This is a genomic window from Campylobacter sp. DY7, assembly GCF_057802535.1.
Genome location: NZ_JBYJAU010000007.1, coordinates 27367 through 49339, shown reverse-complemented (window position 1 = coordinate 49339; position 21973 = coordinate 27367). Strand labels below are relative to the sequence as shown.

31 protein-coding genes are annotated in these 21973 nt (G+C 29.5%); 26 read left to right on the top strand and 5 right to left on the bottom strand.

Features of this window, described 5'->3' with window-relative positions:
• Positions 1 to 48 precede the first annotated feature (48 nt).
• The 25 genes from AC1B00_RS05910 to AC1B00_RS05790 all read left to right on the top strand — a co-directional run bounded on the left by AC1B00_RS05910 (position 49) and on the right by AC1B00_RS05790 (position 18635).
• A complete protein-coding gene (locus tag AC1B00_RS05910; RefSeq protein WP_488848735.1) occupies positions 49 to 498 on the top strand; it encodes a single-stranded DNA-binding protein in 450 nt (149 codons plus the stop codon).
• A gap of 12 nt (positions 499 to 510) precedes the next feature.
• The gene (locus AC1B00_RS05905) at positions 511 to 825 is read left to right on the top strand and encodes a hypothetical protein (protein ID WP_488848733.1); all 315 of its coding nucleotides are present in this window, start codon (positions 511 to 513) and stop codon (positions 823 to 825) included.
• A complete protein-coding gene (locus AC1B00_RS05900) occupies positions 815 to 1036 on the top strand; it encodes a hypothetical protein (protein WP_488848732.1) in 222 nt (73 codons plus the stop codon). Before AC1B00_RS05905 ends, AC1B00_RS05900 begins: the two co-directional genes overlap by 11 nt.
• Positions 1037 to 1074: 38 nt before the next feature.
• Positions 1075 to 1446, top strand: a complete 372-nt coding sequence (locus tag AC1B00_RS05895) for a hypothetical protein (RefSeq protein WP_488848730.1) — start codon at positions 1075 to 1077, stop codon at positions 1444 to 1446.
• A gap of 2 nt (positions 1447 to 1448) precedes the next feature.
• The gene (locus tag AC1B00_RS05890; RefSeq protein ID WP_488848728.1) at positions 1449 to 2666 is read left to right on the top strand and encodes a DnaB-like helicase C-terminal domain-containing protein; all 1218 of its coding nucleotides are present in this window, start codon (positions 1449 to 1451) and stop codon (positions 2664 to 2666) included.
• Entirely contained in the window at positions 2663 to 4195 is a 1533-nt protein-coding gene (locus AC1B00_RS05885; RefSeq protein ID WP_488848726.1) for a CHC2 zinc finger domain-containing protein, read from the top strand. Before AC1B00_RS05890 ends, AC1B00_RS05885 begins: the two co-directional genes overlap by 4 nt.
• Entirely contained in the window at positions 4185 to 5708 is a 1524-nt protein-coding gene (locus tag AC1B00_RS05880; RefSeq protein WP_488848724.1) for a hypothetical protein, read from the top strand. The genes AC1B00_RS05885 and AC1B00_RS05880 overlap by 11 nt, the downstream gene beginning before the upstream one ends.
• The gene (locus tag AC1B00_RS05875) at positions 5705 to 6316 is read left to right on the top strand and encodes a hypothetical protein (RefSeq protein ID WP_488848722.1); all 612 of its coding nucleotides are present in this window, start codon (positions 5705 to 5707) and stop codon (positions 6314 to 6316) included. Before AC1B00_RS05880 ends, AC1B00_RS05875 begins: the two co-directional genes overlap by 4 nt.
• Positions 6291 to 6569, top strand: a complete 279-nt coding sequence (locus AC1B00_RS05870; RefSeq protein ID WP_488848720.1) for a hypothetical protein — start codon at positions 6291 to 6293, stop codon at positions 6567 to 6569. The genes AC1B00_RS05875 and AC1B00_RS05870 overlap by 26 nt, the downstream gene beginning before the upstream one ends.
• A gap of 100 nt (positions 6570 to 6669) precedes the next feature.
• Positions 6670 to 7245 carry a hypothetical protein gene (locus AC1B00_RS05865; protein ID WP_488848718.1) on the top strand — a complete coding sequence of 192 codons (576 nt, stop codon included), beginning with the start codon at positions 6670 to 6672 and terminating at the stop codon, positions 7243 to 7245.
• A 3-nt stretch (positions 7246 to 7248) separates the two neighbouring features.
• Positions 7249 to 8430, top strand: coding sequence for a phage capsid family protein (locus AC1B00_RS05860; protein ID WP_488848715.1), 1182 nt, complete (start codon positions 7249 to 7251; stop codon positions 8428 to 8430).
• Between the two features lie 2 nt (positions 8431 to 8432).
• Positions 8433 to 8795: a hypothetical protein gene (locus AC1B00_RS05855; RefSeq protein WP_488848714.1), complete on the top strand. Its 363-nt coding sequence runs from the start codon at positions 8433 to 8435 to the stop codon at positions 8793 to 8795.
• Positions 8795 to 9376: a hypothetical protein gene (locus tag AC1B00_RS05850; RefSeq protein WP_488848712.1), complete on the top strand. Its 582-nt coding sequence runs from the start codon at positions 8795 to 8797 to the stop codon at positions 9374 to 9376. Before AC1B00_RS05855 ends, AC1B00_RS05850 begins: the two co-directional genes overlap by 1 nt.
• Positions 9369 to 10322: a hypothetical protein gene (locus AC1B00_RS05845; protein WP_488848710.1), complete on the top strand. Its 954-nt coding sequence runs from the start codon at positions 9369 to 9371 to the stop codon at positions 10320 to 10322. Before AC1B00_RS05850 ends, AC1B00_RS05845 begins: the two co-directional genes overlap by 8 nt.
• 1 nt (position 10323) lies before the next feature.
• On the top strand, positions 10324 to 11289 hold the full coding sequence (locus AC1B00_RS05840; protein WP_488848709.1) for a hypothetical protein: 966 nt from the start codon (positions 10324 to 10326) through the stop codon (positions 11287 to 11289).
• A 10-nt stretch (positions 11290 to 11299) separates the two neighbouring features.
• Complete coding sequence (locus AC1B00_RS05835; RefSeq protein ID WP_488848707.1) at positions 11300 to 11728, top strand: hypothetical protein; 429 nt, start codon at positions 11300 to 11302, stop codon at positions 11726 to 11728.
• Positions 11729 to 11777: 49 nt separating this feature from the next.
• Positions 11778 to 12125 carry a hypothetical protein gene (locus AC1B00_RS05830; protein WP_488848706.1) on the top strand — a complete coding sequence of 116 codons (348 nt, stop codon included), beginning with the start codon at positions 11778 to 11780 and terminating at the stop codon, positions 12123 to 12125.
• Positions 12115 to 14637, top strand: a complete 2523-nt coding sequence (locus AC1B00_RS05825) for a hypothetical protein (RefSeq protein WP_488848704.1) — start codon at positions 12115 to 12117, stop codon at positions 14635 to 14637. The genes AC1B00_RS05830 and AC1B00_RS05825 overlap by 11 nt, the downstream gene beginning before the upstream one ends.
• Before the next feature lies 1 nt (position 14638).
• A complete protein-coding gene (locus AC1B00_RS05820; protein ID WP_488848701.1) occupies positions 14639 to 15226 on the top strand; it encodes a hypothetical protein in 588 nt (195 codons plus the stop codon).
• Positions 15219 to 15575: a DUF1353 domain-containing protein gene (locus AC1B00_RS05815; protein ID WP_488848699.1), complete on the top strand. Its 357-nt coding sequence runs from the start codon at positions 15219 to 15221 to the stop codon at positions 15573 to 15575. The genes AC1B00_RS05820 and AC1B00_RS05815 overlap by 8 nt, the downstream gene beginning before the upstream one ends.
• Positions 15559 to 15912: a hypothetical protein gene (locus AC1B00_RS05810; protein ID WP_488848697.1), complete on the top strand. Its 354-nt coding sequence runs from the start codon at positions 15559 to 15561 to the stop codon at positions 15910 to 15912. Before AC1B00_RS05815 ends, AC1B00_RS05810 begins: the two co-directional genes overlap by 17 nt.
• Complete coding sequence (locus AC1B00_RS05805; RefSeq protein WP_488848695.1) at positions 15884 to 16057, top strand: hypothetical protein; 174 nt, start codon at positions 15884 to 15886, stop codon at positions 16055 to 16057. The genes AC1B00_RS05810 and AC1B00_RS05805 overlap by 29 nt, the downstream gene beginning before the upstream one ends.
• Positions 16047 to 16436, top strand: coding sequence for a hypothetical protein (locus AC1B00_RS05800; RefSeq protein WP_488848694.1), 390 nt, complete (start codon positions 16047 to 16049; stop codon positions 16434 to 16436). The genes AC1B00_RS05805 and AC1B00_RS05800 overlap by 11 nt, the downstream gene beginning before the upstream one ends.
• Before the next feature lie 39 nt (positions 16437 to 16475).
• The gene (locus AC1B00_RS05795; RefSeq protein WP_488848692.1) at positions 16476 to 16973 is read left to right on the top strand and encodes a DUF5675 family protein; all 498 of its coding nucleotides are present in this window, start codon (positions 16476 to 16478) and stop codon (positions 16971 to 16973) included.
• Positions 16974 to 16985: 12 nt separating this feature from the next.
• Positions 16986 to 18635 (top strand): hypothetical protein, encoded by a 1650-nt coding sequence (locus tag AC1B00_RS05790; RefSeq protein WP_488848690.1) that lies wholly within the window; start codon positions 16986 to 16988, stop codon positions 18633 to 18635.
• A gap of 18 nt (positions 18636 to 18653) precedes the next feature.
• Here AC1B00_RS05790 and AC1B00_RS05785 read toward each other — a convergent pair whose 3' ends face one another.
• From AC1B00_RS05785 to AC1B00_RS05775, 3 genes are all read right to left on the bottom strand, one after another.
• Complete coding sequence (locus tag AC1B00_RS05785; protein ID WP_488848688.1) at positions 18654 to 19337, bottom strand: DnaJ domain-containing protein; 684 nt, start codon at positions 19335 to 19337, stop codon at positions 18654 to 18656.
• 177 nt (positions 19338 to 19514) lie between these two features.
• Positions 19515 to 19826, bottom strand: coding sequence for a hypothetical protein (locus AC1B00_RS05780; protein ID WP_488848686.1), 312 nt, complete (start codon positions 19824 to 19826; stop codon positions 19515 to 19517).
• The gene (locus tag AC1B00_RS05775) at positions 19819 to 20286 is read right to left on the bottom strand and encodes a hypothetical protein (protein WP_488848684.1); all 468 of its coding nucleotides are present in this window, start codon (positions 20284 to 20286) and stop codon (positions 19819 to 19821) included. The genes AC1B00_RS05780 and AC1B00_RS05775 overlap by 8 nt, the downstream gene beginning before the upstream one ends.
• A 285-nt stretch (positions 20287 to 20571) precedes the next feature.
• On the opposite strand from AC1B00_RS05775, the gene dcm reads away from it, so the two are divergent.
• Positions 20572 to 21510, top strand: a complete 939-nt coding sequence (dcm, locus tag AC1B00_RS05770) for a DNA (cytosine-5-)-methyltransferase (protein WP_488848682.1) — start codon at positions 20572 to 20574, stop codon at positions 21508 to 21510.
• Here dcm and AC1B00_RS05765 read toward each other — a convergent pair whose 3' ends face one another.
• Both AC1B00_RS05765 and AC1B00_RS05760 read right to left on the bottom strand, forming a co-directional pair.
• Positions 21511 to 21702 carry a type II toxin-antitoxin system HicA family toxin gene (locus tag AC1B00_RS05765; RefSeq protein ID WP_214149746.1) on the bottom strand — a complete coding sequence of 64 codons (192 nt, stop codon included), beginning with the start codon at positions 21700 to 21702 and terminating at the stop codon, positions 21511 to 21513.
• On the bottom strand, positions 21695 to 21910 hold the full coding sequence (locus AC1B00_RS05760) for a type II toxin-antitoxin system HicB family antitoxin (protein ID WP_488848680.1): 216 nt from the start codon (positions 21908 to 21910) through the stop codon (positions 21695 to 21697). The genes AC1B00_RS05765 and AC1B00_RS05760 overlap by 8 nt, the downstream gene beginning before the upstream one ends.
• Positions 21911 to 21973 lie beyond the last annotated feature (63 nt).

Here is a 21973-nt window from a genome sequence, read left to right as displayed (position 1 = left end):
AGTAAAAGTCCTTTTTCACATAATAAAAATTATTAAAAAGGATAAAAAATGGTAACACTTAATTTAGTAGGAAGAATAGTAAAAGATGTTGAGCTTTACACTAAACAAAATGGCTTAGAAGATGTGTTTTTTACAAACAATACAATAGCGATAGAGCCTAACGGCGTTGATAGATGCAAAGAAAAGCCTGAATTTATTTCAACTCCATTATTTTTTAATTTCGTTTTATTCGGAAATGAAGCGAAGAACTTTAGCAATTGGGCTATTAAAGGTCAAAGAATAGCAATTGTTGGCGAGTGGCAAATAGATTATTATTTAGATAAAAATGGCGAAAAAAGAAGTCAAGACACTATAAAAGTATTTAAATGGCAATTACTAGATAAACCACAAGAAAAACAAGCTCAAAATATAAGACAAACAAATTATGTGCCAAAAGAAAAACCAAAACAAGAGCTAAACGAACAAGAGCTAAACGAACAAAAGGAAATCCCATTTTAATAGGAGTTTAGTATGAAAAGAAGTGACTTAATACATATTATAAATGAGCTTAAAAAGGTTTCTATTTATATAAAAAGAAACGATTTGGCAAGTTATCACTCAAGCTTAGTTAATTTATATGTATTTATTTATAGATTAAAAGAGCTTAAGCTTGAATATGTATTTATTTTACTTCTTCCAAAACTAAAAATCTTAATCAAGACAAACGCAGATGTAATAGACGCAAGAATTAAAATTGCAAGGACTAATTATATTTTTAAAAGCCTTGAGATTTTAAGAGCATGCATAAAAGAATGCGAGAAAAGGTTGGAATATTATGAAGATTAATCTAATCAATTATGGCTTTAGCTCAGTTGTAAGAATTAGAAATAACAAACAAAAGATTTTGGCTAGTTATAGCTTTTTCAATAGCGATGAGCTAATAGATGACGCAGGAAGAGTTGTGAGTTTTAATGCTAAAGCAAAAAGATTTTATGAAGAGTGTTTAATAGCAAACTCACTAAATGAAATAAAAGAAATTGCAAAAAAATATACATAAAATTTTATGTATTTTTATATGTATTTTAAGGAATAAATATGAGTGATAAAGAAAGATTATTAGAAATATTGTTAAAAGTTTGTAAAGATGAAAATATTAGCTTTCTAGCAGTTAATGATATAAGATTAGTAAAAGATAAGCTATATCTTAATGAGTTAGAAATTGATTCAAACGCTATTTTATACCTTGATTATGCAAGATTATTTGCGAAAGTTAATTCAAGACTTAGCATTATTCAAGCACTTAATATTGCAATAAAAACTGATTGCGATACTTATAAAGAACAAAGGCTCTTAATCCACGAAATTTTAAAAATAGCAGATGAGAGTAAATTATTTAACGAACTTGAACTAATGCAAATGAGCCTAAGTGCAAAAACAAAATGCGATGAGTTACTAATAAAGGAATAAAAATGAATGAAGAAATATTATTAAATAGCATTATACAAATAAAAAAAGCTTTTTTTGAGGCAAGAGAGTTTTTAAACGATAAGGTTTGGGAAGATTTGATAAACAAAAAGATTTATGAGCTAATTTGTAAAATTGTAGAAGATGGTAAGCAAATTGACTTGGTTACTCTTGTGCTTTACGCACAAGAGCTAAAAGTAGAGCAAGTAATAGATAGGATTTATTCAATTACAAGTCTTGAGCCAACACTAAATTATTTAGATTTTGCAAAAAATCTAAATAAAAAAGAATGCTTAAAAGCTCAAAACGACCTAGCCTTAAAATTATTAGACGCTAGTAAAAATGGCAATTTATTAAGCTATGAAGATATTATAAATCTAATCAAAGTGCCTAAAACGATGATTTACAAGACTGCTGCCGAACTATACTATGAAATGAGCGAAGAAATAAAAACAATGACCTTATATCCGACAGGAATTAGCGTTATTGATAGATGTTTTAAAGGTGGCTTTCAAACAGGTGGGTTAATACTAATAAACGGAGAGCCTGAAGCAGGAAAATCAATGTTTGGCTTACAAGTAATAGAGCATATTGCAAAAGCTAAACATAGAGCTGCTTATTTTTGCTTTGAGTTTTTAAAAAGAGATTACATTCAGCTAAAAATGAATGTAGATAACAACCTACAAATGCAAGAAAACGCACAAGAAAAGCCAAAAATCATAACACCATTTTATAAGAGCGAGAACTTTAATAATTTATTTGTAATTGATGAAGATTATGGGCTTGATGATATAGCAATGCATATTAGAAAGCTTTATGAAGAACATAATGTAAAGTTCTTTTTGATTGATAGTCAAATGCGTATAGAAACTCATACTGCAAGAAGTTTAGAAGAAGAAGAAAGTAGGAAATTTAGCACCCTTGCAAAACTAGCACACTCACTAGATATTTGCATAATTTTAATAGTTCAAACAAGCAAAACAGACACACAAACCCCAGCAGGAACAAAAAAAGGAGCTCACGAAGCAAAAATAATAATCCGTATTGAAACGGAAAAAGTAAATAAAACAATAAAGCCAACCGAACGCTACATAATCGTTCAAAAGAATAAACAAAGTGGAGCTCACGATAAATATCATGTAGAGTTTGACCCAAATACTTGTAAGTTTGGAGAAAGAATTATGGATAAAAACAAGGTTGTTTATAAGGTAGAAGATTTATGAATTTACAAGAGTTAAAAGATACATTAAATATTTTTGATATTGCAAATTCACTAGGGCTTAATGTAGCAAAAAACGGAACTAGATTTTGGACTCAATGTCCGTTTCACAGCGATAAAAACCCTAGCTTTATTTTAAATGCAGATGAAAAATTCGGATATTGTTTTACTTGTAATGCAAGTGCAGACGCTTTTAAATTAGTAATGCATATTAAAGGGTGTGATTTTAATGCAGCTTGTGAATATATCGCAAGTTATTATAATACTACCTATGAATGCAAAAGCTCAAGTAAAAATAAAGAAAATTACGAAAGCCTAGAACAAGCTTTAAGTATTTATCAAAGAGCATTAAATGATGAATGCAAAGAATATTTAAAAAAGCGTGGAATAAATGAAGAAAGCATAAAGGCTTTTAAGCTTGGGTTTGGAATAAACTATGCTAAAAAAGAAGATGAACTAAAACTTCATCTTTTTAATAATCGATTAATAATTCCTATTTTTAATAATTCAAAATTAGTTGGATTTGGTGGAAGAAGCCTTGAGAAAAATCCTAAGATTAAATATATTAATTCGCCTGAAAGCGTATTTTTTAAAAAATCGCAAATATTATTTGGACTAAATGCGAATTATATTAAAAAGCAAAATAGCGTAATTATTGTTGAAGGCTATTTTGATGTGATATTAGCTCATCAATTTGGCTTTAAAAATGTAGTTGCAACGCTAGGCACTGCATTAAATGATTTTCATATAAAAAGGCTTAGCAACCTAACAAATAATATAATTTTTCTTTTTGATAATGATAATGCAGGAGTGCAAACTAGCCTAAAACTTGCAAAAACTTATATAAACAATGAGTTTTGCAAGATAGGTATAGTTGATTTTAAAGGTTGTAAAGACTTAGGAGAACTACTTTTAAAAGATAGTGAATGCTTAAATCGTATTAAAACAAAAGATTTAGCACTATTTTTGTGTCAAAACGAAATGCTAAACTATGTAAAAGGCGAAAATAATATAAATATTATTAATAATATTAAAAACATATTAAATCAAGTAAGCTCAAACTATCTAAAGAGCTTTTATAGGACTAAAATATGCGAAACCTATAATTTAGATATAAAGTATTTTAGTCTTAGTGTAAAAAACGAAAAGCCTATAATTGCACCTAATATAAAACAAAAAAGCGAAATAGAAGCAAGTATATTAAGTAAGTGCTTAGAAGATAAAAAGCACTTAGAATACACGAAAACTTATTTAAGAGAAGTGCATTTTATAAACTTTCACAACGAAGCAAGAAAGATATTTACAAACCAAACTTTAGATGAGAGCGAATTAGCAGAAATTAGCATTTATGCTAATAAAGAGAGTAATTTGGAGTTTTTAGTAGGCTATAAAATCAAAGATTATTCATTATGGCTAATTAATGATATTAAAAATGACAAAAGCCTTGATTTGCTGCAAAAAGCTAAAAAAATACAGCACATTCAAGAAAATCTAAAAAAATTAAATGCAAAGGTAGGACTGAATGCTAGATAAATATAATATAATAAATGCAGAACTTATAAAAAGAGAACTAGCACAAAAAAATCTAGTAGACTTTATGCGATATAAGTTTGAAAAATACTACAACGCTACTTTTAATGATAATTGGCATTATGGCTATATCGCCGAGCATTTGGAAAGTTGTTTAAAAGGAGATATTACAAGACTAATTATAAATGAGCCACCGAGTTATGGAAAAACAGAGCAAATCGTAAAATGCTTTATGCCTTATGCGTGGATTAATCATCCTAGTCTAAAGTTTATATATACAACTTATGGTGGAGATTTAACAAAAGAAAACGCACAAACTACAAGAGATTTTATAAAAAGCAAGGTTTATAACAATTTAGAAAAAATTAATTTTAAGCTAGTAAATGATGAAATTTATAATTTTTCAAACGATAAAGGTGGTAGGATTTTTAGCACTACGGTTGGTAGTGCTGTAACAGGAATTCATTGTAACGCCTTAATAATTGATGACCCATTAAAAGCGATTGAAAGTTTTAGTAAAGCTGCTAAAGATAAGGTAGAAGATTATTATAAAGGCTCTTTACTTTCAAGATTACTTGATAGCAAAAGTTTTGTAATAATTATTATGCAAAGACTTGCAACTGATGATTTAGTTGGACGCCTTGAAGATACTGGCTTTACTAAAATATGTTTAAAAGCTATAAATGAGAAAAAAGAATATTATTATTTTAACAATGAGCTTTATTATGAAAGAGAAGTTAATGAGCCTTTATTTGCAACAAAGCACGATTTAGCCACACTTGAGCGAATTAGAGCCGAGATGGGAGAGCTAGAGTTTTCTACACAAATGCTTCAAGAACCTTATGTAAGTGAAGCAGGGTTTTTTGAAAAAGAAAAGCTATCTTTCATAAATGATTTTGATATGCCTAGCCAAAATGACTACATTATAATAGATAGTGCAGAAAGCACAAGTAAAACGGCTGATGATAGAGCGATTGTATGTAGTGGAATAAGCATAAATGAAGATAATCAAACGCTTTTAATAGTTAAAGATATTTTGCACGGCAAGTGGGAATTAGAAGACTTTTGCGAAAATACAATAACAATGATGTTACGCTATCCAAACGCACCTGTTTTTATAGAACTTGCAGGTGGTGGAATAACATTTCATAGAGAATTGCAAAAGTATATAAATAAAAAGAACACCGAGTTTAGAAGAGATGGAAAAGCCCTTTTAACAAATATCGTGCAAGGCTTTAAGCCAATTACAAAAGAAAGTAAAAATCATCAAATCCAAGCACTTGCACCATTATATAACACAGGCTTTTTAAAGTTTAAGCACACTTGCTTAAATAAAGAACAAGCTATAAAAGAATTACTAGCATTTGACCCAGCTAAGAAAAATAATACAGACAATGTCATTGACTGCATTGCTAAGATGCTTATTTTAGATGGAGTTTATCCATTAGATAACAATAATTCAAAAAATACTTTAAGCAATATTGCTTATAGATATAAAAGGGGGTGGAGAATATGAGTAAAAAAGAGTTAAAAATACAAGCAAGGACATATTATGAAACGCATTTATGCAGCGTAAAAGATGTAGCAAAGGAATTTGGTATAAATATAAAGACTTTATATCATTGGATTGATAAAGAGAATTGGCAACAAGGAAGTATAAGCGTAAATGTAGATAGTAATGAACTCGTGCAAGGTGCAATAATGAGCCAAATAGACGCAGCAAAAGAAAATGTAAAGAATGAATTAAAAGCACAATTTAATGAAAAAAAATGTCTTTTTGATGAAAACATTATAGATACTACAAGCGATGAGATATTATTAACTGCTATGAGTTCAAAGATGATAGATAAAACGCTCATTGAGTATATGTATATGAGTAAAGCAAGTGCAGTGAAGTTATATAAACACGCAACTAGCCCAAAAGAGCAAAAAGAAGTAATAAATGCACTAGCAACTGCTGCAAGTATAGCTGAGAGTGTAAAGAAAAGCATACACGGAAAAGATGTTCCAAGTATTGCGTTGCAGATAAATAATAATAATGTTTTAAGTGCTGAAAGCTTAGCAGATTTAAGTAGCGATGAGCTTAGGAGAATGCTAAATGAAATCGAGAAGCCCAAGATTTAGTATAGATAAAAAAGTTTTAAGAGATTTAAGAGCCACTGCTAAATATTATGAAGTTAGCGTTTCATATTTATGTGAATTAGCAATAGATTATTACAAAGGAAAAGAATATGAAAGAACACTACAAAAAAAGTTGCATATTTTATATGCAAAAAAGCAAATTAAGAACACTAAAAAGACTAGCAAAGAGCAAAAATACTTCAAAAAGCAAGATACTAGAAGTATCATTGCAGGAATTTTTAGCGAATTTGAGTGAAAAAGATATATTTTTAGCAAATGAACTTGAAAATTTATGGCACTAAAATGAGATTTTAAAATTTGCTACTCTTTTTTAAAAATTTTAAAAAGGAGAGCAAATGCCAAACCAAAACAAGCAAGTGCAAGAGCCAACGCCAGAGCAAGTGCCAACGCAAACACCTAGCACTAAAGAGCAAATACTCGCATTAGAAGCTGAAATCAAAGAAAGTCAAAAAGCACTAGATAACGCTTATGCAGAATACTATGTTAAAAATCATTTTGATGAAGAACAAGTGCAATTAGCAATGACTGATGCAGTAGAAATGTTTAAAAATTTTGAAAAAGCAAAAATGCCATATCTACAACAAGAACTCGCTTCAAAACTTCAAAAACATAAAGGATTATTAGACCAATTAGATACTGAAGCTATTGAAGATAATATGAAAGCAGCAGAAAAAAAACTGCTCGCAAAATATCCAAAGGCGAATGCAAAAGTAGTAATGGAGTTTATGGAACACGACCTAACGAAAAGACAACAAGCTGAATTAATGCAATTAGACCCAACAGATAGGCTACTAGCAGCCTATGAACTAATGCCACAAGATAAAGGCAAAGAATTACCAGAGGAATTAAATGACTTACACGATGATGGTAGTTTAGATAATGAAGAAAACGAATTTATGAATAGGAGATAAAAAATGAATATAGATAGAATTAAAAATTGGGCAACCGAGCCATTAGTTGCAGTTGAAATTGCAAAAGAAATAGAGCGTGAATATGTAAAACAAAATCGCTTTTTAACTCTAGCAGGAACAGGCAATGATAGAGCTATTAGATTAAAGACTATTAAGGACTTATCGCCTTTTAGAGTTAGAATGAGAGCTGCACTTCGTGGTAAAGGTGTATTTGGAAATACTAACATTGATACTAACTTAGATAAAAGAAATTATTTTACATCAGAGATTAGACCATTTGAGATAGGCAACGGACTTGTATCAAATAACCTAACCTATGAAAAGACACAAGATATTGATTTTATCAAAGAATGCACGGAAGAATTACCTGAATGGTTAGGGCGTGAAACTTATAAATACATACTAACAGCACTTAGTCACGACTTAACGAATGTTTGCGTTGCAGATGCTACAAATGGCTTTAAAAAGCATAATAAAGGCACAAGTGTAGAAAAAGCTTGTAAAGAATGCGGCAAAGGCGATGTATTAAAAGTATCTACAATTAGACACGCTGTTAAAATGGCAAAAAACGGAGATAGATTTAATGGAGAGCCAACATTTGCTATCCCACCATTAGCAATTAGAAGCACTACTAAACAAGGTATAGAAATAACGCAAGAACAATACGCATTATTTATATCAAGCACACAAGCAGAGCAATTAAAAGCCGACCCAGAGTGGAAAGAACTACAAAAGAAAAATATAGATGGAGAACTAAATCCATTATTCACAGGACTTATTGGCGTGATTGATAATTGCGTGGTGGTTGAATTACCTGAGTGGAACTTAAGCGTTGATGGTGGAATAATTACAAGTGATTTTAGCGAAAGTGAGTTTAAGCATTATGTAACTAGAACATTAGGCAGTGCAAAAGAGTTTAAATCAAATGCTATGTATAAAGGCAAAGATACTGAAACTTGCATAGGTTTTTTAATTGGTGCAGGTGCATTGCAATACGCTGCAAGTAGCGATACAAAAATCGTAATTGAAAGAAAAGACTATGATAGAAAAGTAGGAGTGGCTATTACAAAGCTTTTAGGAGTTGCAAAATCAAGATTTGAAAACACTAATTTCCAAGATGATAGTATGAATGCTTATAACGACCTTGATTACGGCGTAATCGGAATAATTTCAAGCAAGGAGTAAGAATGAGAGTTCATAAAGAAATACAAGCAGTAATTAAAAAAATTGATGTAAAAGAATTAGCAAACGGCAAAATCTATTTAGGATGTTTTCCACAAGGCTATTTTATAAAATCACTAAAAGCAACTACTACACAAGAAGGTGATGTAGGCGTAACGGCTAAAATAATTGATGGAAAAGGAGCTAATGTCTTATGTGATATTGATTTAAAGACAGCTAATACTAGCAAAGAAATGGGATTTTATAATTATCAAGATGAGCTAACAGACCTTTATTTAGAACTTAGTGCAGGAGTGCCTACTAAAGGCGAAGTTGTGATTTATTATGAAATGATAGCACCAAGTAAAGAGTTAGTAGAGTTCGCATAATGATTAATAAAGCTCATTTCATAGGTCTTATTTTAAATCAATTAGTTGCTAAAGATGAGAGCAATTATGATGAAGATAAAATATTGTTTTATATCAATATGGCTCTAAGAGTTATTAGCAGCGAACTTGATTTAAATGTAAAAACTATTGAATGTGAGCTTAAAAAAGGGGTTGAATACCCCTTTCCAAGTGATTTTATAAAGTTATTAGCAGTTAAAAATAATGATGAGAGCATAAAAATATATTCTTATTCATATTATGCAAATAAAAATATAAATGAAAACGCAATTATTTTAAGTGCTAATGAGTTTTTTGCAAACTTTAGCTTTAAGGCTAAGATGATTTATTCATTTTATGATGAAGTATTGCCAAACGATACTTATATAAATATACCTTTAATATGCGAAAAAGCACTTTATTATCAAACACTAATGTTAGCAAAAGAAATGCTGCTAAGCACAGGTAAAAGCTTAGAACAAGCAGAAGTATTTCGCCAAAAATACGAGCTTGAGCTACTTAGATGTAAAAATTTACTAAATAACAAACATAAACTAATTGAAACGAGATATAAAAATGTTTGAAACTGATTTGTTTATAAAAAGATTTAAAGCTATTGAAGAAGTAATGAGCGAAAGTAAGCTTATTGACTTAGGCAAAAAAGCTTTTTTAGAAGAGATTAAAAGTGATGAATTAGGCGAGATGGAAAAAGCTCAGGCTGCTGCTTCGTTTCTTTCTCAAATAGTTACTTCAGCACTAAACATTGCAGCTGAAAGTGCTTTAAGAGTAGGCATATCTTATGAAGAAGAAAAGGCTAAAAAAGAAAACACCTATCATCAAAGCGAAATGGCAAAAGAAAACATAAATAAATTATCTCTTGAAAAAGACTTAGTAAAAGCTCAAATAAATCTAACAAATCAGCAAGAAGATATAGAAAAAGCAAAGTATCAAAGTGCATTGCTTGATATTGAAATAAAGGATAAACAAGTTCAAATTACAAAGATAAACGCAATAGAAGCTAGTGAGAAGATAAAAATTCTCAATAAAACAGCAGATGACAATCTAAGAGTAAAGGTTGGGGAGTTACATACTCAATTTATGCAAATTGCCCTTTCTAAAGATTGGGTTAAGCTTGATGATAAAGCAGGAACAAGTCTTTATACTCATATACTAAACAGCATTCAAGACATTTTAACTAAGAGCAAAAACATTACACTTGATACTAACAAGCTTGATAAAATTATCACTGATACTTTAGTAGATAAAAACAATAAAACTATTTCAAGCGATACTAAAAAGGCTGATAATTACAATGTATTAATAAGTAATTATACGCCTAATTTAGATGAAGTTGTAAGCATTATGGCTTTAAGTTCAGATAGCGGCGTAAAACCAAAAATATACCTTGATAATCAGCTTATATTTAGTGGCTTTGCAACTAGCTTTAAGATAACTAGCAAAAAAGACTATATTGTAAAAGTAGAATTTAAAACAGGAATTACAAAAGAATATAAGCTAAGTGTAGTGTAAAATGGGATTTTTTAGTGGCGTAAAAAAAGCTGTAAAAAAAATTGTCAAAGCAATAGGAAAACCTATCTTTGATGTTATTACAACACCTGTTAAATGGGCAGGTAAAGCTTTAACTTGGGTTGGTAATAAGGTTGGTGGAGACGCAGGCAAAATTTTAAGTGGTGCAGGAGCGATAGGAACAGGAATAGTTAGATATGCAGATAATGCACTAGTTTCTATTATTGATAATTTTTTTGATGGTAAAATCGGTAAAGTTTTTACTACTGCACTTGACTTGATAGGCTCAGCTGTAATTATTGCAGCAGGAGTTTTTACATATAATCCTTACTTAATAGCAGCAGGTGTAGCTTATGCTGATTATCGTTTCGGCAATGGTAATTTAATCGTAAATCCAGCTGTAAATGTTACCACGGGCTTTTTAGCCGATACAGGCATATTAAAGAATGCAAGAGAATATAGAGAAGAAATAGCTTTAGTTGTAGGCGTTGGTGCAGGTATTTTAGCAAGTTTTGGAGCAAGTGCTTTTATTGGCTCACTTGGACTTAGCCAAAGCATAATGAATACATATAATGCAATAAATGCTGTTAATATGGCTTATGGTGGATATGTAAGTTATAAAAATTACGAAGAATTAAAAGAGCAGCTAAGAGAGCAATTAGAAGAATATAAAAAATATTTGCAAGGCTTAGAAGAAGAGAAAAAACAAGCTAATGATTTATTTTTAAATCAAGCACTTGAATTTAAACTTTATGAGTGGTTTGCAGGTGGTAAAAAATATAATGAGTTTAGCGTAGGAAATAGTGAATATGATTATTTAAATACCAAAAATCCGTGGTTTGTAGCATTAAGCGAGAGCGAAGAAAAAGCTAAGAATTATGAAGATTTAAAGCCTTATTTATCTTATAAGTCTTTAAATGTTTATGATGATTTTTTTAAAAAGACATTAAAAATAGACACTTTATTTTAAGGAGCAAAATATGAACGATACCTATAACGATTTTACAAAAAACTTTTTTGGCTCAAAAATGCCAAAAACAGAGCCGTTTAATTTTAACAATGATTATAATTTATATGAGAGTTTAGGCTATTCTCCATTAGACGCTGCGTATGATAGTTTTTCAAAAAATAGCTTTAGTTTTAGTGGTAGTAATGCAACTAATAATAACACTAGCTTTTTTGCTAGTAAAGGCTTTGCTAATGCAATGGGTGCAGTTAATACGATTGGTGGTATAGCAGGTATAATTGGTGGATTTAGGGCTGCAAGAGAAGAAAAGAAGTTTAAAAAAGAAATGGCTGCTTTAGAAAGAGAGCAAAGACATAGAATATACGCAAGAGAAGACGCAAATAACAAGGCTTTAAACCAAGGAATAAACGCATTTTTTAACAATAAAAAAGAAAATTTATAGCACCAAATTTGATTTTGCATTTTTGCTACATTTCTTACAAGGAGCAAAAATGCAAAGAGAAGTAATAACAAAAGCTAAAACTTTAAAACTAAAAAATCCTTTTATAAAAGAATTAGTTCAAGTTGAAAATAACCGTGCCACATTAAGAGTTGATGAGTTTTACGCTGATGAAAATAACAATATTTACTATGTTTTTGCAGGGAATGGTGTATTTAGTAGTTTTGATAATTACATTAATACTCCTTTAAATTTAAATAGATTAGTTTTTTTTAAGATTGATAAAGAACTACTAAATCCTGATTCAAAATATTTGCTCCTTTTTAGTAGCGAAATAGATGATAAATACAAAAAAGACTTAGAAGAATTTTTGCTAGAAAGGATAAAAAATGGTAGATAATCCAACAAGTTTAAGCGAAATGCTAAAAAGTATTGTGAGTGGATACGATGATATTAAAAGCATTCATAATCAAAGCGTATTGATAGAAAAAAATATATTTTCAGTGCAGGTTGCATTAGAAAACGAGCTAAAAACAAGTGCAAGTTACAATGAAAGAACTAAGCTTAATTTAGATGACATAAACGAAAAATTAGCTAATGCAAAAGTATTTTTTGATGAGATAGCAAGTAATCAAGCCGAAGTAAAAGCACTCTTTACTAGCATTAATAATCTAGTGATAAAAGAAGCAGCACTTATAAAAAATGTAGATAGTAAAATCTCAAATTATACTGAGCTAAACGCTAAAAATACCGAGCTTTTAGCTGAGATTAATACTATCAAAGAAGCTGTAATTTTAGCTACTAAAACATATAAAAATGATTGCGATTTAGCATTAAAAGAACTTAATGAAAGCTTAGCAAGAGCAAATACATTAAATGAAAGCTTAGCAAGTAAGCAAATAGAACTAAAAAATACGCTTGAAAGTATAGAAAGTGCAAGGACAAACTGCCTACAAATCTCAAACGAGATTAAAGAAATGAGAAAAAGAAGTCAGTGTTTAATGTCTAAAGCTGAAGAGATATTTAATAAAGCTACTTGGTTTGAGAATACGCTAAATGAATATATAGCAAAAATCACAGAACTAGAAAATAACTATAATCTAGCCCTTGTTAAAAACGAAGAGCTAGAACTAAAGATAAAAGATAGCATTGCTACACTTGATAAGATTTTAATAGCTCTTAATGGCAGAAGTCTTGATGAAGTGTTGAATGAATTAAAAACAACAAATAACACCTTGCAAACCGCAATAAATACAAAAGCCGAAATTGATACAATTAAGGCTAATTTAGAGCAAGTTTTAACAGAGCAAAACACAAAGCTTGATAATTATTACACAAAGCTACAATGCGATGAATTGCTAAGCCTAGCAAATGATGAGATTTTAAAACTGCAAACAAACAAGGCTAATAAGTTAGAGCTTGAGCCGATTAATCAAGCTTTAAGTGATTTAGCGACTGCTGATAGCAAAATAGAAAGCGATATGAGAAGAATTGCTTCTCGTTTCATAACTACTTTAGAAAACAATACAAGAATATTAAGAGATGAAATGTCGCTTAGAGCAATGGCAAGTGATGTTTATACAAAGCTTGAAAGCGATGGATTTTTAGGTGTAAAGGCTGATAAGCTAGAGCTTGAGTCTATAAAAATAGATATTACAAACTTAAGTAATGATAAAGCTAATAAAATTGATGTTTATAATAAAAGCGATGTTTATACAAAGCTTGAAAGCGATAGTTTGCTAAAAACTAAAGCAAATACAGGGGATTTAGCAAAGGCTAAAAGTGATTTAGAAGTAAGGATTAAAGCAGTTGAAAGCGATTATGTGAAAGTCTATGATACTCCTGTTAGTGTAACAGTAGGAGTTGGTGGAACTTATGCAAAATTAAGCGACGCTTTTAAGGCTTTAAGATATTATAAAAAAGCTCAGCCAAATTTAGGAAATTGCACGATTACAATGTTACCTAATTTTGTTTTAAATGAAAGATTTACTTTTGATTTTTGCGATATGTCGCATATCACACTTACAAGCAATAATGCAGAAATTGTTTGTAATTTTACATTTGACCCTATTAAATATATTTTTGAATTTTATCACTCAAAAAGTATAAACTTTCAAAGCTGTAAATTTAAATCAATAAATAAACCACAACACTTTTTATTAGCACATTTAACTTCTACAATAAGGGTTAATACTTGCAGTTTTGATAATTTTTATTCAGTTATTAGAGCTTATGGCTCAAGTTCTTATGATGTGCGTAGTTCAAGCTTTTCTAACATTACAGGCGATACTTGTTTGTATGCAGGAGAAAACTCTAAAATATCATCGCTTAGTAATACATTTGATACTATGAGTAGAGCTTTTATATCTATTAGAAATTCAACTACACACTCATTTAGAGATATTTTTAAAAATATTAAAACAGAATGCTTCTTGGTAGATTGGGGAGGATTTGCTATGTATGAAGCACATCCGAGCGGAAGTTTTGTTAATTCTCCTAAAAAGTGCAATCTAGTGCCAAATACACTTTATAAGCACGGAGTATTTTTTGATAGGACTACTCCTGAAGAGCCGATGATTCAAACAAATATTCCGAGTGGAAAAATGTTTAAATGCAATGGAATTAATGTGATAGTTATAAGGAACTTAAAAGTAATTCCGAGTGTAACATCTAATACAGTAAAAACTAACCTGACTGGCTCTGTAACATTTACATACACAATCACTTTGCCTATCGGTGGTGTTTTTTTAGTTGGTATGAATTATAAAGGAGTTTTTATGTCAGGTCAAAAATTAGAAGACAAAAAAGAAATTAGTGGTTGGACAAATGTTAGTGGCTATCTTAGTAAAGGAGTGGGTTTTCAAGTTCCTGCGGAAGAAAGAACATACAATATAGTAGCAATAGGATATTAAGATGAATGAATTAAACAATTTAATACAAGATGATTTTATTAATGATTTTAACGATTATTTTAGCGATGAAAAAGTTTATAGCGTTGTTTTAAAAGACAATGGCTTTATTGATTATATTGATATGAGAAAGCTTGAAAACGGCATAGAAGTTAGCGAAGAAACATATATAAAAATTATGCAAAATCAAGTGAATTTTTATGAAAACGGCGAGTTTATCTATAAAGCTGAAATTGTAGAGCTAAGCTTTGATGAACTTAAGGAAAGCAAATTAAATGAGATTGAAACTAGCTTTAAAAATGCTATGAATAGTTTAGATAAAACGCCTGATGAAGAGCGTTTGACTTTTGAAAGACAAGAGCGTGAAGCTAGAGAATATCTAGTAAGTAATGATGAGAATAAAGCCCCATTTTTAAAAGCATTAGCAATAAGTCGCGAAGTGCCTTTAAGCGACTTAGCTCAAAAAGTGCTTTTAAAAGCTGATAAATACGCTGAAATAAGTGCAACTTTAATAGGTAAAAGACAAAAATGCCTAGATGAAATCAAAAAAGCTAACACCAAAGCTGAGCTTGAAAGGATAAGCTTTGAATAGAGTAATACTTAAACCTATTAAAAAAGACAAATGGGAATTAGTGCAAGATTATAGTTATGAAAGCTCTTTTGGAATTATTAGTATCCCAAAGGGGTTTATCACGAATGGAGCGAATATTCCAAGAATTTTTTGGAGTTTGTTCCCACCGAATAGTCCTGAATATATTTCAGCAGCTACTATTCACGATTATTTGTGTTTAAATGCATATAAAGATAATAAAAATTATGCGATGTTTTGTTTTGCAGATAAGGTGTTTTATGAGTGCCTTAGAAAGCTTAATGTAAATAAGTTTAAAGCTAAGATTTTTTATATATTTTGTAGGGCATATCATTATGTTAAGTATAAATAAAGAGCTAGTAATAATCGGTGTTTTATTGCTATGTTTATTGTATCTAAATCACGAAAATAAGCATATAAAAACAAGATTAAATGAAGAGCTAAAAATAAAGCAAGAGCATATAAAAACGATAGAGAATTTAAATCAAGAAATTGAAAAAATAGAGAGCCTAAATAAAGAGCTAAAAGTTCAAGAAATAAAACAAGAAAACATAAAGAACATTCAAGTAAAAAAGGCAATAAATAATGAAAAAAGCAAAGATAAGCTTAATGATTATTTCGTTGATGTTTTTTGCAGCCTGCAGCAAACAAACGCAAATAGTGTATGTAAAGCAAAGACTAGCAAGTAATTTGCTAGAGTGTAAAAACATAGATTACTCAAAATACGAAATGAGTAAAAATAGTGATTTAGCTATCTTTTTAATAGATTTAAACGATAGCTACTTAGATTGTAAATATAGATTAGAGCTAATTAGGAGAGAATATGGAAACTGAAGCATTAGGAGTAGTGGTAAAAACGGCTAAAGCTTTTGAAGATTTAGGCATTATAGGAATTATGTTTATTTGGATTGTATATCGTGAATATCAGCATTATAAGTTTTCAAAATCAACTACAGATGAGCTGATAAAATCATCAAATGCTTTATATAATTTAACAGATAAGATAAATCAAAAAATCATAGAAAGCAATGTAAATAACGCTAAAAATATAGAGCTTTTAGGCAGTATTAACACAGAATTAAAACAAAACAATGAAGTAAATAAGCACCTGATAGAATATGTAAAAGACACTTGCGTGGGTGTAAAAGTAAGACTTGATAAACTAGATGATAAATTAGATGAAATAGATAAGAAAATTATAGCACTAAAATGAGATTTGCTCTTTTGCTAAGCTTAAAGCAAAGGAGAAATAATGATAAAAATTAAGCTACATAGATACAAGTTAAACTCACACGGCAGGTTTGGTGCGTTTAGCTTGTATGATGATGATAAACTCATATACAAATGTAATAGTTTAGAAGAGCTAATCGTAGGCACTAAAGCAGGTTGCGATATGGCAATTCCTATTGGCGTGTATGAATGCGATTTACATTATAGCCCTAGCAAGAAAAACGGCTCAAAAAAATATCCAAATAATTTATTAATAAGAGTAAGCAATATAAATGTAGGCAAAGAGCGATATATCTTAATTCATATCGGAAATACTTTAGGCGACACTCTTGGTTGTATCTTACTTGGTGTAGTGGATAAAGACTATACAGGAGTATATAACTCTACAAAGACTACTCAAGAGTTTTATGATAATTTATTTAATCTATGTGAAAAATATAAATATGAGCTAAAACAAGGGCAAGTGGTTGCAACGCTAGAGATTACTAGCGAACTTGAAGATGAATTAATGTGTATTTAAAAAGGAGATGAAATGGGACAATATGTAGATAGTAATTTATTAAATATGGCAAACCCTGCAAATAGCAAAAATGAGTTACAAGCTATTGGAGATGGTTTTAAAGAAATGTATAATAACTATGTTAGAACTAGACTATCTCAGAACGAAATAGACCTAAGCGATTTAAGGCTAGGATACGAAAGAGCTACTCAAGATGATAGAATACGAGCGATTAGGCTAGGAACAGAGAACTTAGAAAATCAAGTAAGAAAAAGTGCAGTAGATGCAAACATAGCTGAACTTACCGAACAAGACAAAATAATTCAAGAAAAAACAAAAACAGCGAATGATTTAGAGATTTTAAAGCAAAGTCAAATTAAAACAGGTTTTCTTCCTAATATGCTAAAAGCAGAAATCAATCAAACAAATGCAAGTACTAGTAATTTACTTGCGAATGCAAGACAGACTAATCAAAATATATTTTTACAGAAAAAAGCTTATGAAGAAAACGAAAAAGCTAAGTATTCATCAATGTTATTCCAAAAATTTTTAAATGATAATCCTGGCTTGCAAGGTGAAGAATCAAGATATGCTTATGTAAAACACCTTGATGATGAGTATAATTATGTACTCAATAATCCACTATTAAGCGATAAAGAAAGAGTTAATAAATTAAGCGAAATTCACAGAACGAAAACGGATTTTGCAAAATATTTGCCACAAACTGCACAAACAAATAGCATTGTAAAACTAGGATTTAATCCTTATGTTAAAAATAGTGGTAATGGTGCAAATGGTGGAAATGCAATAGGTGAAATAAATACAGAAGAGATATTTACCAATCTTAGTAAAGAAAAACTATTAAAAGAAGAAATTAGCAAGAATAATAAAAATATAACTGACATTAAAAACCAAATCAATGCTATTAATAAGAACTATTCAATAAGCGATGAAGAAAAAGTAAAACAAATACAAGAATTAGAAAGCACGAAAAAAGACTTAGAAAATAAAAACAATACCTTAATGAATTATCAAAATACAATGCCTAAATCAGATTTTTCTCATATATATAAAATTATGGCAACTAAAACAAATAAAGAATTAGCAAAAGACGCTTTTACGAACTTAGAGAATTTAAAAGAAGTAAAAAACCTAATTAATAAAGCAGCTTATTTAAGTGATAAGGTAGGATGGTTTGGTATAAATAATAAGATTTATAGCGTAGCTGCTAATATGGTTGGCTCTACTTCTGATATGAAAGAATTAGAATCAGTAATGACACAAATAAAAGCAAGATTAAGTGCAGAAAAAGGCAAAACATTATCTAAAGAATATCAGAATTTAACTAAATTAGTTGATGACCCAACAACTTTTGCAAACAATTTAAAAGCATTTAGACAAAGCCTTAGCTCACTTGATGATTATATTATAGGTCAAGCTTTAAATATAGGAGATAGTTACGGTGATGGTGTTAAAAATCTAGTATCTATTGTCGGTGGTTTTAATAAAAAGGTCAAAGATGATTTTAATAGTGAAGATAATGAGATAAATTTAGTTTTAAAACAATATGGCACTTATAAAGACGCTCAACCTGCAATAAAAGTTTTACCATCTGGGCAAATTATGTATAGACAACCGAATGGTCTTTATAGTGCCAACAAACCTTATGGTTTTAGGGAATAATCTGTATTCCCTAAAATCTTAATGAAGAGCAAAGTATTTGAATAAGAAATGAGTAATTGCTATGCCAAAAGCAATAATTAAAGCTCTTTTCCAATTGTAATAAGTTTTATTGCTTTCTTCTTCGCTATCTACTAAAATTTTGTTATTTAATGGCTGTTCTTCTGAATTAGTTTTATTATAGAGATTTTCATTTTTTTTCATCATAGGAACTAGATTATTATAAATTCCACTATGCTGATGTAAGTATAACCTACATTCTTCATCGTATTTTGCTCTACTTTCTTTATCACTAAGAATTGAATAAACTTTAAGATAGAATTCACCTTTTTTATTAAGTGCCGTGCCATATTCATTAATTAATTCTTCTTTTTTGTTTTCATAAGCATTTATGATTTCATCTAAACTAGATGTTCTACTAACACCTAAGATTTTATAATAATCTAGCATTATTGTTTCGGTATCTTGTTCTTTTTTACTATTAACATTCAAACTACCATTTGAAGCTATGGATTTTTGTTTATCTTTTTCACTAGATTCATCAGAAAAAAGAAAACCAATAAAACCAATAATTAAAAATAAAATTATAACAATTGCACCTATGCCTATTAAAAAAGGGGCTATATGCACTAATAACCACATTGCACCAGAAGCAAATGCTAACATTACGCATAGTCCAATTAAACTGCCTATGAATTCAGCCATTAAAATCCTTTTTAAATATATTATAAATCAGATAAACTAAAAAATATTTTAAAGTTTAAGTATGTAAATAATATTTACATACTTAAAAGCATTAGTATATAGGGTTTTTGAGTTATCAAGTAATACTTGATAACTAAAGGTGTAAAAGTGGTGTTTTCCATTTTGGAAATAACCACTTTAATTAAAATAAGCTAAGCAAGTTTCTAAATCTTCTACACTAGAATTATGATATTTTTTAACTTTACTAATAAGATTTGTAATACCTATTAAGTCATAATTAAATAAAACAGCAAAAGCCTCATTGATATCGTTGTGCTTACATTCGCTAGAACCACAATAATTGTTTATATCATCATAGCTTACTAAAGCACCACTACATAAAGCGTTCTTTATAAAATCTAAATTGCTTTTATTCTTTTCTTTAAAATATTTTTTAAATAATTCTGTTAAGGCTATTTTTCCACGACCAACTGATATAGAATTAGGCATTAACTAAGCCTTTTGCATATTCTATAATATCAAAATCTTTACTTTTAGCCATTTTGTAATTAATATCGCCTACAAAATCAAACAAGTCTTTATCTAATCTTGTTTCTAATGAATTTTTTGTAGCTATTAATAAAGATTTTGCTTTTAAATCTATTTTTGAAAACTCATCATTTACTACAATATCTTCTGCAAATAATTTTAAAGTTTTGTTTATTTGCTCTATACAAGCCTGTGCATCATCTTTTAAATCGCTTTCAATGTGTCCTATTTTTAACAAATCAAAAAAACACTGCTCCAAACGATTACAAGCTTCTTTGTATTGATTTAACAAAACAAAACATTCATCATCACTTTTACAAACATTAACCTTAGTTACTTCGTGTATCTTTTCAGCATCTAAAGAACTACTACATAATAGAAGCGAAAGGGCTAATGATTTTAATATTATATCTACTTTCATAATTTAATTCTACTAAACATTACATTATAAGGCAAACAAAACACCTTCTAAAAAATATCGCTTAATGCGATATCACTACTCCCTTAATAAACCTTACATTTTTGTAATTAAACCAAAAAAACTTTAATTAATGATTAAAATTTTTATGGCACTAAATTGGGCTTTAATTTTTCGTTAAACTTTTACAAGTTACTTGAAAAAGTTTAAAAATCAAAAAAGCTTAAAATTTATGGCACTAAAATGAGATTTTGCAAAACGCTATCTTTAAAACAAAAAGGATAGTAAATGCTAAAAGTTGCAGGATTTTTTGCAGGTAGTGGTGGTATAGAATTAGGATTTAAACAAGCAGGATTTAATATAATTTATGCAAACGAGATAAACCCACTAGTAGCTAAAATATACGAAGCAAATTTTAAACACAAAGTAGATATTAAAGATATAAAAGATGTAGAGAATATTCCCGATTGCGATGTGATTGTAGGTGGTTTTCCTTGTCAAAGCTTTAGCGTAGCAGGGCTTAAGCTTGGATTTAGTGATAAAGTTAATGGTAATTGCTTTTTTGAATTAGCTAGAATGATAAAGCTTAAAAATCCAAAAGCTTTTATGCTTGAAAATGTAAAAGGTTTAGTAAATCACGATAAGGGTAAAACGCTTGATACTATAAAAAAGACTTTAGAAGAGCTAGGCTATCGCTTACATATAAATATTTATAATGCTAAAGAATATGCAAATATCCCACAAAATAGAGAAAGAATATTTATAATCGGATTTAAAGATGAAAAAGCTCATAAAAGATACAGGCCTTTAGAAAAAGTGCCTTTAACTAAAAGAATAAATGAGTTTGTAGACTTTAATGTTTTAGTAGATGAAAAATACTATAAAAACAAAGATTACGCAAAATACGAGCTAATAAAAGATATTCAAAAAGGTAAAATATATACCATTGCTTATAAAGATGTTAGATGTAGCGTTGATAATGTATGCCCGTGCTTGATGGCTAGTATGGGTAAAGGTGGTGGAAAAATACCATTAATAAAGACAGGCGATGATAGAATTAGAGTATTAACTCCTAAAGAATGCTTTAAGTTGCAAGGCTATCCGAGTGATTTTATCTACCCACAAGATATATCTAAAACACAGCTTTATATAGCAGCAGGAAATAGCGTAGTAGTGCCACTCATAAAAGAAATTGCCTTAAGTATAAAAGAAGCTTTAGAATATTGATTATTTTATAAGTTCTAAAACTTGCTTTATTATTTTTGGGTGTAAAGTCTTACCACTATGAAAAGGTAAAACCATTCTTAAATTATCTTTATAATATATTTTATGACTACCTTTTTGTCTATCAAAAATAAAGCCGTTTTCTAAAAGCAATTTTTCACATTCTTTAGCAGTTAGCACTGGTAATTCAGGCATATTTACCAACTTGCAAAGGAACTATTGAAACAAAAGCATTTAAAAGCTTTAATCTCTCATCATTACTTAAGCTCTCTAAATATAGTTCGGTTGCTTCTTTTATGTTTTCTAGTGCTTCTTCGTAAGTATCGCCCTCCGAAACACAACCTTGTAAGCTTGGAACATAAGCATAATATCCGTTTTCATCTCTTTCTATAATTGCATTCATTTTTACTCCTTTTGCAAAAATTATAGCACCAAATTGAGATTTTGCAAAACGCTAAACTCTTTT